Source organism: Nonomuraea roseola (assembly GCF_039535395.1).
Classification (GTDB): Bacteria; Actinomycetota; Actinomycetes; order Streptosporangiales; family Streptosporangiaceae; genus Nonomuraea; species Nonomuraea roseola.
This window is the reverse complement of the sequence record NZ_BAAAXC010000005.1, coordinates 320,654-332,245: the sequence shown is the minus strand read 5'-3', so window position 1 is coordinate 332,245 and position 11,592 is coordinate 320,654. Positions and strand designations below refer to the sequence as shown.

9 protein-coding genes and 1 pseudogene are annotated in these 11,592 nt (G+C 71.5%); 7 read left to right on the top strand and 3 right to left on the bottom strand.

Going from position 1 to position 11,592, the window contains the following annotated elements; genetic code table 11:
- Window positions 1-16 precede the first annotated feature (16 nt).
- The 5 genes and pseudogenes from ABFX55_RS03435 (at window position 17) to ABFX55_RS03415 (ending at window position 5,457) form a co-directional block, all read left to right on the top strand.
- Window positions 17-451: a hypothetical protein gene (locus tag ABFX55_RS03435; RefSeq protein WP_346117517.1), complete on the top strand. Its 435-nt coding sequence runs from the start codon at window positions 17-19 to the stop codon at window positions 449-451.
- Between the two features lie 21 nt (window positions 452-472).
- Complete coding sequence (locus tag ABFX55_RS03430; protein ID WP_346117515.1) at window positions 473-1,549, top strand: cation diffusion facilitator family transporter; 1,077 nt, start codon at window positions 473-475, stop codon at window positions 1,547-1,549.
- Between the two features lie 56 nt (window positions 1,550-1,605).
- On the top strand, window positions 1,606-2,784 hold the full coding sequence (locus tag ABFX55_RS03425; RefSeq protein WP_346117513.1) for a zinc-dependent alcohol dehydrogenase: 1,179 nt from the start codon (window positions 1,606-1,608) through the stop codon (window positions 2,782-2,784).
- 200 nt (window positions 2,785-2,984) lie between these two features.
- Window positions 2,985-3,284, top strand: a pseudogene (locus tag ABFX55_RS03420) (transposase); the annotation flags it as partial.
- Window positions 3,285-3,351: 67 nt separating this feature from the next.
- A complete protein-coding gene (locus ABFX55_RS03415) occupies window positions 3,352-5,457 on the top strand; it encodes a prolyl oligopeptidase family serine peptidase (RefSeq protein ID WP_346117511.1) in 2,106 nt (701 codons plus the stop codon).
- Window positions 5,458-5,636: 179 nt separating this feature from the next.
- Here the strand turns inward: ABFX55_RS03415 and ABFX55_RS03410 are convergent, their stop codons facing one another.
- Entirely contained in the window at window positions 5,637-6,671 is a 1,035-nt protein-coding gene (locus ABFX55_RS03410; RefSeq protein WP_346117509.1) for an NAD-dependent epimerase/dehydratase family protein, read from the bottom strand.
- 81 nt (window positions 6,672-6,752) lie between these two features.
- Here ABFX55_RS03410 and ABFX55_RS03405 point away from each other — a divergent pair, with 81 nt between their 5' ends.
- Window positions 6,753-7,100 carry an MmcQ/YjbR family DNA-binding protein gene (locus ABFX55_RS03405; protein WP_346117507.1) on the top strand — a complete coding sequence of 116 codons (348 nt, stop codon included), beginning with the start codon at window positions 6,753-6,755 and terminating at the stop codon, window positions 7,098-7,100.
- Here the strand turns inward: ABFX55_RS03405 and ABFX55_RS03400 are convergent.
- The gene (locus ABFX55_RS03400) at window positions 7,079-7,999 is read right to left on the bottom strand and encodes a serine hydrolase (RefSeq protein ID WP_346117505.1); all 921 of its coding nucleotides are present in this window, start codon (window positions 7,997-7,999) and stop codon (window positions 7,079-7,081) included. The genes ABFX55_RS03405 and ABFX55_RS03400 overlap by 22 nt on opposite strands.
- Before the next feature lie 83 nt (window positions 8,000-8,082).
- Between ABFX55_RS03400 and ABFX55_RS03395 the strand changes: the two genes are divergently transcribed.
- Window positions 8,083-10,560 (top strand): ATP-dependent Clp protease ATP-binding subunit, encoded by a 2,478-nt coding sequence (locus ABFX55_RS03395; RefSeq protein ID WP_346117503.1) that lies wholly within the window; start codon window positions 8,083-8,085, stop codon window positions 10,558-10,560.
- Here the strand turns inward: ABFX55_RS03395 and ABFX55_RS03390 are convergent.
- Complete coding sequence (locus ABFX55_RS03390) at window positions 10,557-11,588, bottom strand: aldo/keto reductase (RefSeq protein ID WP_346117501.1); 1,032 nt, start codon at window positions 11,586-11,588, stop codon at window positions 10,557-10,559. The genes ABFX55_RS03395 and ABFX55_RS03390 overlap by 4 nt on opposite strands.
- Window positions 11,589-11,592 lie beyond the last annotated feature (4 nt).

The following is an 11,592-nucleotide window of genomic DNA, read 5'->3' as shown; positions in this document are numbered from 1 at the left end:
GGGGCAGTCACCCCCCATGATGGACCACATCTTCAAGGGAGCGCTTGCGGGAGCGAAGGCGACGACGGCGATGAGCGGGGTCATGCTCGCGGGGGACAGACTGGGCCTGATGCGCGACCAGCCGCCCAAGCGCATCGTCAGGGCGCTGCTCCCCGGCCATCCCCGCGCGCCGAAGCAGGGGGAGAAACCGCTGGCCGTGCTGATGCACTACGCGTTCGGCGCGGGCGCGGGCGCGCTGCTGGCGCTGGTCACCAGGGGGCGCGGCGTGTCCTGGCCGGTCGGGGCCGCGTACGGCCTGGCGATCTGGCTGGCCAGCTACGAGGGCTGGGTCCCCGCGGTGGCGGCCATGCCGCCCGTCCATCGTGACCAGCCGGGGCGTCCGCTGGTGATGGCGGCGGGGCACGTGGTGTTCGGCTCGGTGCTGGCAGGGTCGCTGCGCAAGAACGCCTGAGACGGCCGAAGAGGTGAAGGCATGTCCGATCACACGCCCGCCGACGGCCACAGACCCGGGCACGGGCACGGCCATGGACACGGCCATGGACACGGCCATGGACACTCCGGTGATGGGGTCAGGCGGCTGCTGTCCCTGGTTGGTCACGCGTTCGCCGCGCACAGCCACGACAGCGCGGACAGGTCCGACCAGGCGCTGGAGTCCAGCGACAGAGGCATGCGGGTGCTGGGCGTCTCCTTCGCCGTCCTCATGGTCACCGCGACCGTCCAGGCGGTCATCGTGGCCCGTTCGGGCTCGGTGGCGCTGCTGGGCGACACCCTGCACAACTTCGCCGACGCGCTGACCGCGATCCCGCTGGCCATCGCGTTCACGCTGGGGCGGCGCGCCGCCACGCGCCGCTTCACCTACGGCTACGGCAGGGCCGAGGACCTCGCGGGAATCGTCATCGTGCTGCTGATCGCCGCCTCGGCGGGGCTGGCGGGCTACGAGGCCGTCAGGCGCCTTCTGGACCCGCAGGAGGTGCGGGCGCTGGGCTGGGTCGCCGCCGCGGGCGCGATCGGCTTCCTCGGCAACGAGTGGGTCGCCCGCTACCGCATCAGGGTCGGGCGCGAGATCGGCTCGGCCGCTCTGGTGGCCGACGGCCTGCACGCGCGCACCGACGGCTTCACCTCGCTCGCCGTGCTTCTCGGCGCGGGCGGCGCGGCGCTCGGCCTCCCCCTCGCCGACCCTGTCGTCGGCCTGCTGATCACGGTCGCCATCCTGTTCGTGCTGCGCGACGCGACGCGCGAGATCTACCACCGGCTGATGGACGCGGTCGATCCCGCGCTGGTCGAGAGGGCCGAGACCGTGCTGGCGTCGGTGCCCGGCGTGCGGCGGGCCGGCTCGGTGCGGCTGCGCTGGATCGGTCACGCGCTGCGCGCCGAGGTGGACATCGTGGTGAGCCACGAGCTGACGCTGGTGCAGGCGCACGCCGTCGCGGTGGAGGCCGAGCACCGGCTCATCCACGACCTGCAGGGCCTGCGCGCCGCCACGGTGCACGCCGATCCCGACGGCCCCACCGGCGCCGACCAGCACGCCGTCCTGGTCGAGCACCGGTAGGAGCGGCCGTCACGGGCGTGGCCGTTTCGGCGGTGTCTCACGGGTAGGCGGTTGCCATGAAAGCACTCACCTGGCACGGCAAGCGTGACGTCCGGGTCGAGGACGTCCCCGATCCTTCGATCAAGGAACCGACCGACGCGATCATCAAGGTCACCACGGCCGCCATCTGCGGCTCGGACCTGCACCTGTACGAGGTGCTCGGCCCGTTCATGGGCGAGGGCGACATCCTCGGCCACGAGACGATGGGCATCGTGGAGGAGGTAGGCGCCGAGGTCACCCAGATCAGACCCGGCGAGCGGGTGGTCATCCCGTTCAACATCTCCTGCGGGCACTGCCACATGTGCCGCATGGAGCTCTACGCGCAGTGCGAGACCACACAGGTGCGCGAGCACGGCACGGGAGCGGCCCTGTTCGGCTACACCAAGCTGTACGGGCAGGTGCCCGGCGGCCAGGCGGAGTACCTCAGGGTGCCGCAGGCGCAGTTCGGCCCTGTCACCGTGCCGGAGGGCCCGCCCGACGAGCGCTTCCTCTACCTGTCCGATGTGCTGCCGACCTCCTGGCAGGCCGTGCAGTACGCCGACCTGCCCGAGGGCGGGAGCCTCACGGTCTTCGGGCTCGGCCCGATCGGCCAGATGAGCGCCCGCATCGCCAAGCACCGCGGCCACCGCGTCATCGGCGTGGACGGCGTGGCCGAGCGCCTGGAGATGGCCAGGCGGCACGGCGTCGAGGTGCTGGACGCCCGCGACCTCGACGTGCCCGACAAGATCCGCGACCTCACCGGCGGCAGGGGCACCGACTCGGTCATCGACGCGGTCGGCATGGAGGCGCACGGCTCGCCGGTCGCCAAGTTCGGCCACGCGGTCACCGGGCTGCTGCCCGACATGGTGGCCGCACCGCTGATGCGCACCGCGGGCGTGGACAGGCTGGCCGCGCTCAACCAGGCCATCGACACCGTACGGCGCGGCGGCACCATCTCCGTCGTCGGCGTCTACGGCGGGATGGCCGACCCGATGCCCATGCTCAAGATGTTCGACAAGGGCATCACCCTCCGCATGGGACAGGCCCACGTACGGCGCTGGATGCCGCACCTGCTGCCGCTCGTGCTCGACGACAGCGACCCCCTGGGCGTCATGGACCTGGCCACGCACCGCCTCCCGCTCGCCGAGGCGCCACACGGCTACGAGATCTTCCAGAAGAAGCGGGACGGCGCCATCAAGGTGCTGCTCAAGCCCTGAGACTGAGTGCCTGTCTTCGAACCTGAAGTAGGCGGATGATGGGCTCGTGGCCGAGGTACGGCGCTGCCCAAGTTGCGGCCGGCGTCTTCGTCGACGTGCTCGGGGTGACGCGGCGTATTGCTCCGGAGTCTGCCGCGCTCAGCATTGGCGCTGGGTACGGCAGACGCCTTGCTCACTCGGGCGACGCGATGACCAAAGGCATGCGCCGGCGGCGCTACCCCTCCGACACCAGCGCCGCCGAGTGGGCCCTGCTCGAACCCCTGCTCCCAACGCCGGCCTGTCTGACGCGGAAGGGTGGAAGGCCAGAGAAGCATCACCCCGCGACTTCGTCGACGCCATCCGCTGCCTGGTCGACAACGGCAGGCGAGCCCTGCCCGCGGACTTCCCTCCTTTCCAGACCGTCTACGGGTTCTTCGCCCGCTGGGCCCGCGCGGGGCGTCATCAACCAGATCCGTAACCAGCTCCGCCGCGCTATCCGCCTGCGAAAGGGACGCTGTCCAACCCCGCGCCTTTTCCTCCCATCACCAGCTCACCCCGGCTTCGCGAGCGTCGCCTATGATCATGCAGATGAGCGACCTCACCGGCCCCCCGATCGCCCGAGTGGACGTGGTGCGCGACGTCCACCACGGCATCACGCTCGACGATGCCTACCGGTGGATGGAGGCGGACGGTGAGGAGTTCCACCGCTGGCTCGACGGCCAGGCCAGCCATGCCCGCGAGCAGCTGGACACCCTGCCGCGCCGGGAGGAGCTGCTGACCCGGATCCGCGAGCTGGGCGGCGCGCTCCCGCAGTACTCGCGCTTCACACCGGCGGGCGACAGCATCTTCTACCTGGCACGCGAACCCGACGCCCGCGTACCCGTGCTGACGAGGCGTGACCCCGGGGGAGCGAGCAGAGTCCTGTTCGACCCCGACACCCTGCCCGGCGAGGCGCACCACGCCATCGACTGGTACGTGCCCTCCCCCGACGGCCGCCACATCGCCTGCGCCGTCTCCCCGTCCGGGTCGGAGGAGAGCACGGTCCAGGTCATCGACGCCGGCTCCGGCGCCATCAGGGAGACGATCCCGCCCACGACGCGCTTCGCCTTCCTGAGCTGGCTGGAGGACGGCCGGTCGTTCGTCTACCACCGCTTCCTGGATCCCCCGGCGGGCGCCCCGCCGGAGAAGCGCCGCCTGGACAGCCGTTCCTTCCTGCACCGGCTGGGCACCGACCCGGCGCAGGACCAGGTGGTGCTGGCGCGCGGGCTCAACCCCCACCTCGAGCTGACCCCGCAGGATCGGCCCTTCCTGGTGGTGCAGCCGCACGGCGAGTGGATGCTGGCGATCGTCTCCCACAGCGCACTCGGCCCCTGGACCAACGAGCAGCTGAGCGACTGCTCGCTGTACGTGGCGCCACGAGCCGCGCTCGCCGATCCGGCCACCTGCCCGTGGCGGAAGGTAGCGGCCGCGGCGGACGGCGTGACCGCCTTCGCCACCAGCCACGACACCCTCTACCTGGTCTCCCATCGGGACGCGCCGCGCTCCCGCGTGCTGGCCGTTCCGCTTGCCGTACCGGATCTGTCTCAAGCCCGGGTGGTCGTGCCCGCGGGTGAGCGCGTGGTGGAGGCGGTGCGGGTCGTCGGCGACCGGCTGCTGGTGCGCGATCTCGACGGTGGCGTCCATCGGGTACGGCATGCGCCCCTGTCCGGCGGCGAGCCCGTCGACCTCCCGATGCCGGTGGAGGGCGCCATCTGGGAGTGGACCACCCACCCGGAACGGCCCGAAGCCCTGCTGCTGGCGGCCGGTTGGACAGACGCGCCGCGGCTCTACCGCTACGACGGCGAAACCCTCGAGGACACCAGGCTTGCGCCCCGCTCACCGGTCGACTTCGGCTACGTGCACGCCCGCATCCTGCACGTGCCCGCGAGGGACGGAACACGGATCCCGCTCACCGTCATCCACCGCAAGGACCTGGAGCTGGACGGCGACAACCCGGTCCTGCTCACCGGCTACGGCTCCCATGGCGTCACCGACCTGCCGCAGTTCCGTCCCGAGATGCTCGCCTGGTACGAGCGCGGCGGCGTCTACGCCATGGCGCACCTGCGCGGCGGCGGCGCCTACGGCCGGGAGTGGCACGAGGCCGGGCGCGGCCCGCGCAAGGAGGCCACCATCACCGACTTCATCGACTGCGCCGAGCACCTCAGCGCCCTGGGCTACACCCGGCCGGGACGGCTGCTGGGCGAGGGCGCCAGCGCCGGCGGCATCCCCACCGGCGGCGCGCTGGTGCGCCGGCCGGAGCTGTGGGCTGCCATGGCGATGCAGGTACCGACGGCCAACGCCACACGGACCGAGTTCAGCGAGAACGGGCCGATCAACGTGCCGGAGTTCGGCAGCGTCGTCACCTCGGACGGCCTGCGCGGCCTGCTGATCGCCGATGCCTACCTGCGGGTTGAGGACGGCGTGCCGTACCCGGCGGTGCTGCTGACCGCCGGCCTGCGCGACGCGCGGGTGCCGCCGTGGCAGCCGGCGAAGCTGGCCGCCCGCCTGCAGGCGGCCACGTCCTCCGGCCTGCCGGTGCTGCTGCGTGTCGAGGAGCACGGTTGGCACGGTGCCGGCTCGACCCGAGAGCAGGAACATGCCCTGCTCGCTGATGTGTTGGCCTTCCTGTTGCACGCTTTCGAGGGGTCACGATGAGTACGGCTGAGCAGCGGGCCCTTCGTCATGTCGCGTCGCTGTCGTCCGGCGGGCCGCTCGATCCCGCCCTACGGGTGGCGCCCCCGAAGTGACCGCCTGGTGCCGCCGTGCCGTCGCTGAGTACCTCGTGCCCGCCCCCCGACCCGGTCGCGGCTGGCATCGACCTGGTCGCCGGCGGGTCAGGGTCTGGCGCCGACACCCGTGGTGAACTCCTCTTTCAGGTGGCCGGGTGCCAGGGGCGGGGTGTCCATGCCCGCTCCTCCCGACATCCCCTCGATCATCTCGCGCATCGCCTGCGCGGCGCCGTACTGGGGCTGCCAGCCCAGCTCGGTGCGGGCTCTGGTGGTGTCGAGGACGGGCAGGCTGAGCGCCATCTCGAGCAGGCCAGGTGAGGCTGGGATGAGGCGCGCGTGCCAGCCGGCCGCGACGGCGGTTCTTGCCAGCCACGGCGAGAGGGGAACCAGGCGCGCGCCGAACAGGTCGGCCAGCTCGGCGGCGCCGAGGACCGGCTCAGCGGCCAGGTTGAAGGCGCCCGACACCTCGGAGACGACGGCCAGCCGGTAGGCCTGGGCTGCGTCGGAGGCGTGCAGCGCCTGTACGCGCAGTCCTGGGATGTCGGGGATGAGCGGCATGCGGTGTACCAGTCTGCCGGGCAGGAACGGCCCGCCGAACAGCCGCCGCTGCTCGCTGGCCGCCTCCCGCTTGAAGATGAAGGCGGGACGCATCCTGACCACCCTGATGGCCGGGTGGTCGCGCTCGAACAGGTCGAGGACGCGTTCGACGTAGGCCTTCTCCCTGCTGTAGGCCGCGCGCGGCCAGCCGTGCGTGGGCCAGCTCTCGTCGACCGCGTGGTCCTTCAGGCCAGGCGAGTAGGCGCCGACGGACGAGGCGTGGATCAGCGCGGGGACCCGGGCCTGAGCGACGGAGCGGAAGACGGCCATGCTGCCGAGCACGTTGGCGCGCCAGGTGACCAGCGGGTCCCTCGTCGGCTGGAACAGCCATGCCAGGTGGATCACGGCGTCGGCGCCCTCAAAGACCCCTGTCAGATCGTCCTCGGCGACGTCGGCGGTGTGCCAGCTGGTCTTGGGTCCCGGACTCCATCGGGGCCTGCGGCGGGCGACGCCGACGACGGAGGTGACGCGGTGTTCGGATTCGAGCGACTCCAGCACGCTGGTTCCGACGTTTCCTGACGCGCCGACCACGATGACTCTCATGAAGCGGGACTGCCCGGCCGAATACCGATCAAACCGGACATGGGCGAACCTCGTGGCCCGGCCGACCACTAGATTGGCGGGATGGTCACGGTCGAGGACGTACGCCGCCTGACGTCAAGGTTTCCCCGCTCCTCCGAGCACCTGATCCGCGATCGCGTGAAGTTCCGCGTGGGCTCCATCGTCTACGTCGCCTTCTCCAGGGACGAGACGATCATGGGGTTCGGCTTCCCCAAGGAGGAGCGGGCCGCGCTCGTGGCGGCCGAGCCTGACAAGTTCCTCATGCCCCCCGAGAGCGACCTGCGCTTTCACTGGGTGCAGGCGCGCATGGCCGCGCTCGACGAGCCCGAGATGCGCGAGCTGGTGACCGAGGCGTGGCGGATGGCGGTGCCGAAGAAGGTCTACGCCGCCTATCTGGAGACGCTCAGGTAGAGCTCGCGCGCCAGCGTGGTGGTGCGCTTCACCGAGTCGCGCCAGCCGCCGCCCGCCGGATGCGCGGTGAGCAGCACCAGGATCAGCCTGTCGTCCTTGCCGACCAGCCCTGTCGTGTGCAGGACGGGCCTGCCCAGGTCGGGAACCCCTGATCGCGACCCCGACCGCGCCGCCTGGCTCGCGGGAGCCGGGGCGGCGAGGGCCACGGGGGCGGTCGAGGTGAGCGCGGGAGCGGCCGGGGCGGCGAGCGCGCCGCCCGCGGGGCGCTCCGAGCACTTCACCGGCGGCACGGTCCCGAAGCCCGACCAGCCCTGCTTGACCGCCCAGGGGCGGGGCACGCCGCCCGGGATGCCGAAGGTCTGGTCGAAGCCGTCGCTGCCGCAGGGGGTCGCCTGCCTCAGGTGCCCGACGATCAGGTCGCGCACCCTCGGCGCCGCTCTGTCCATCAGGTAGCGGTAGGTCCTGGCCACGTCGTAGGCGCTCAGCGAGGTGTAGCCCCAGAAGCCGGGCTTGTCGGCGGGCGGCGGGGCGGTGTCGGCCAGGCCGAGCCGCCTGGCTGTCCGAGTCACGATGGCGCCCTTGCCGCCGCGATCCCAGAAGGCGGAGGCCGCGTCGTCGTCGCTGGAGCGCAGCATGATCCTGAGCTGCGCGAGGTCGCGGGCGGACGGCTTGGCGGTCCGCTCGAGGAAGTCGATCGCGATGAGAATCTTGATCACCGAGGCGGACCTGAACGCCCTGTGCGCGAGCCGGTGCGCGACGATCTTCCCCGCCACCCTGTCGAAGACCACGTAGCCGGCCGTCGTCCCCGCGGGCACCTTGGGCGGAGCGGCGGCCAGCGCGGGCGTGCCCGCCAGAAGGGGGACGGCGGCGGCCACGGCCAGCCATGGCTTGATTCGCATCCGCCATGTTTATCAGAGGCGGACCACAACAGCTTTGCCGCGGGCTGGGCTTGTGTGGGGAAATGTCCGGCAACGGGTTTGTTATGTCGGATACGCCATTCGGGTCCTTCTTCGGCGACCCATTCAGAGGGTTCGAGCAGCTCAGCGGCCGGGTGTTCGGCGGCATGGACGCCTGGCCTCCCACCCGGCCCAGCGTGCAGCGCGTCGACGTGGGCAGGCTCCTGAGCGAGTCGGCCAGGCGGCTGCTGGCGAGAGCCGTCCAGATCGCCGCCGACAGGGGCGCGCCCGACGTCGACGTCCTGGACCTGCTGGCCGCGGCCACCGAGGAGGACCCTGGCCGCGCCCTGCTGCTGTCGTCCGGCGCCGACCCCGGCAAGCTGCGCGAGCGCGTCGAGAGCGTGTCCCAGGGCGGGGCGCAGGGCGAGGCACCCACCACCTTCTCCCCCGCCGCCAAGCGCGCGGTGCTCGACGCCCAGCGCGTCTCGCGCGCCCTCGGCGCCTCCTACATCGGGCCCGAGCACCTGCTGCTCGCGCTCGCCGCCAATCCCGACTCCACCGCCGCCCGCCTGCTGACCGAGCAGGGCGTCTCCGCCAACGAACTGCAGACCGCCACCATCGCCGAGCCCGAGCGCGGCGCCACGCCGAAGGGCGAGACCCCTGCGCTCGACGAGTACGGCAGAGACCTGACGGAGGAGGCGAGGAAGGGCGGCCTCGACCCCGTCGTCGGCAGGGAGGAGGAGATCGAGCAGGCCATCGAGGTCCTCTCGCGCCGCACCAAGAACAACCCGGTCCTCATCGGCGAGCCCGGCGTCGGCAAGACCGCCATCGTCGAGGGCATCGCCCAGCGCATCGTCAACGGCAGCGTCCCCGACACGCTCAAGGACCGCAGGGTGATCGCGCTCGACCTGACCGGCATGGTGGCGGGCTCGAAGTACAGGGGCGAGTTCGAGGAACGGATCAAGAAGGTCATCGACGAGGTGCGCCAGCACTCCGACGAGATCGTGGTGTTCATCGACGAGGTGCACACCCTGGTCGGCGCGGGCTCGGCCGAGGGCGGCATGGACGCGGCCAACATTCTCAAGCCCGCCCTGTCCAGGGGCGAGCTGCACGTCGTCGCGGCCACCACCATCGACGAGTACCGCAAGCACATCGAGAAGGACGCCGCCCTGGAACGCCGCTTCCAGCCCGTGCTGGTGCCCGAGCCGAGCGTCGAGGACACCGTCGGCATCCTCGCGGGGCTGCGCGACGCCTACGAGGCCCACCACCAGGTACGTATCACCGACGACGCGCTCGACGCGGCCGCGAGCCTGTCGGCCCGCTACATCGCCGACCGCTTCCTGCCCGACAAGGCCATCGACCTGATGGACCAGGCCGCCGCCAGGGTGCGGCTGCGCGCCCGCACGCCCGCCGCCGACGTGCGCGAGCTGGAGGAGCGGGTGGCGTCGCTGCGCAGGGAGAAGGACCAGGCGGTCGCGGGCGACGAGTTCGACAGGGCGAAGGAGCTGACCTCGGAGATCGACAGGCTCAGGCCCGAGCTCGAGAACGCCCGTCACGGCCACGACACCGTGCCCGAGGTGACCATGGCCGACATCGCCGAGGTGGTCTCGCGGCGCACCGGCATCCCCGTCTCGCAACTCACCGAGCAGGAGCGCGACCGGCTGCTGCGCCTGGAGCAGCACCTGCACGAGCGCGTCATCGGCCAGGACGAGGCGGTCACCGCCGTCGCCGAGGCCGTACGGCGGGCGAGGGCGGGCCTGTCGGACCCCAACAGGCCGATCGGCAGCTTCCTCTTCCTCGGCCCGACAGGTGTGGGCAAGACCGAGCTGGCCAGGGCTCTGGCCGGAGCGCTGTTCGGCGGCGAGGACCACATGGTCCGCATCGACATGAGCGAGTTCGGCGAGCGGCACACCACGGCCAGGCTGGTGGGCGCCCCGCCCGGATACGTCGGCTACGAGGAGGCGGGACAGCTGACCGAGGCCGTCCGCCGCCGCCCGCACACCGTGGTGCTGCTCGACGAGATCGAGAAGGCGCACCCGGACGTCATGAACCTACTGCTGCAGATGCTCGACGACGGCCGCCTCACCGACGGGCAGGGCCGCACGGTCGACTTCACCAACACCATCGTGATCATGACGAGCAACCTCGGCGCCCAGCTCATCCTGCATGGCGGTGACGACGTCGAGGAGCGGCTCATGGACCTGCTGAAGTCGACGCTCAAGCCCGAGCTGCTCAACCGCATCGACGAGACGATCATCTTCACGCGCCTGGCGAGCGAGCAGCTGCGCCAGATCGTGGACCTGCTGCTCGAGAAGACCAGGCAGCGGCTGCGCGGCCAGGGCATCGAGCTGCGCGTCAGCGACCAGGCCAAGGACTGGCTGGCCGAGCACGGCTACCAGCCCGAGTTCGGGGCGCGGCCGCTGCGCCGTACCGTGCAGCGGGAGCTGGACAACCGGCTGTCGTCACTGCTGCTGGGCGGCCAGGTGAAGGAGGGAGACACCGTGGAGGTGGACGTGAGCGGCGGCGGCCTCGAGGTGAAGGTGGCCGCCGCCCAGGCGGCCTAGCGGCGGCGCAGCCTCGCGTCGGTCAGCGCGGGCGGCCGCCAGCCGCTGTCGCCCGCGTTCAGCGTGACGCCGGGCGGGACGATCTCGTCGATCCTGTCGAGCACGTCGTCGCTCAGCTTCACCTCGTCGGCGCCGAGCTGACCTTCCAGGTGCTCCATGGTCCTCGGTCCGATGATGGCCGAGGTCACCCCTGGATGCCGCAGGGTGAACGCCAGGGCCAGGTGGATCAGCGTCAGCCCCGCCTCCTCCGCCAGCACCGCGAGCTGTTCCACGACCTCCAGCTTGCGCTGGTTGGCCGGCAGCGACAGGTCATAGCGTTCGGGGATGCGCGCGGCCCTGCGCGACTGCGGCGGCTCGGCGCCCTGGCGGTAGCGTCCCGACAGCCAGCCGCCCGCCAGCGGGCTCCACACGATGGCGCCCATGCCGTACTTCTGGACCACGGGCAGCACGTCGGCCTCGATGCCGCGCACCAGCAGGGAGTACGGCGGCTGCTCGCACACGAACCGCTCGAGGCCGCGCCGCTCGGCCGCCCAGTGCGCCTCGACCAGTTGGTGGGCGGGGAAGGTGGAGCTGCCGGCGTAGCGGACCTTGCCCTGCCGTACGAGGTCGGTCAGCGCGCCGAGCGTCTCCTCGATGTCGGTGTCGGGGTCGGGCCTGTGGATCTGGTAGAGGTCGATCCAGTCGGTGCCCAGACGGCGCAGGCTGTCCTCGACTGCCTGGAAGATCCATCGCCTGGAGTTGCCGCGCTGGTTGGGCCCCTCCCCCATCACGCCGTGCACCTTGGTGGCCAGCACCACCTCCTCGCGCCTGCCCGACTTGGCCAGTGCCTGGCCGACGATCTCCTCCGACTCCCCCTGGGAGTAGACGTCGGCGGTGTCGATGAAGTTGACGCCCGAGTCGAGGGCGCGCTCGATGATCCTGGTGGACTCCCCCACGGAATGCTCGCCCCATCCGCCGAACATCATGGCGCCGAGGCAGAGCGGGCTGACCTTGAGACCGGTTCTTCCGAGTGCGCGGTATTCAGTCACATCT

Coding starts and splice junctions, on each gene's coding strand:
- ABFX55_RS03395 (WP_346117503.1), top strand. CDS start 8,083: ATGTCGGATACGCCATTCGGGTCCTTCTTCGGCGACCCATTCAGAGGG.
- ABFX55_RS03410 (WP_346117509.1), bottom strand. CDS start 6,671: ATGAGAGTCATCGTGGTCGGCGCGTCAGGAAACGTCGGAACCAGCGTG.
- ABFX55_RS03400 (WP_346117505.1), bottom strand. CDS start 7,999: ATGCGAATCAAGCCATGGCTGGCCGTGGCCGCCGCCGTCCCCCTTCTG.
- ABFX55_RS03425 (WP_346117513.1), top strand. CDS start 1,606: ATGAAAGCACTCACCTGGCACGGCAAGCGTGACGTCCGGGTCGAGGAC.
- ABFX55_RS03430 (WP_346117515.1), top strand. CDS start 473: ATGTCCGATCACACGCCCGCCGACGGCCACAGACCCGGGCACGGGCAC.
- ABFX55_RS03415 (WP_346117511.1), top strand. CDS start 3,352: ATGAGCGACCTCACCGGCCCCCCGATCGCCCGAGTGGACGTGGTGCGC.
- ABFX55_RS03435 (WP_346117517.1), top strand. CDS start 17: ATGATGGACCACATCTTCAAGGGAGCGCTTGCGGGAGCGAAGGCGACG.
- ABFX55_RS03405 (WP_346117507.1), top strand. CDS start 6,753: ATGGTCACGGTCGAGGACGTACGCCGCCTGACGTCAAGGTTTCCCCGC.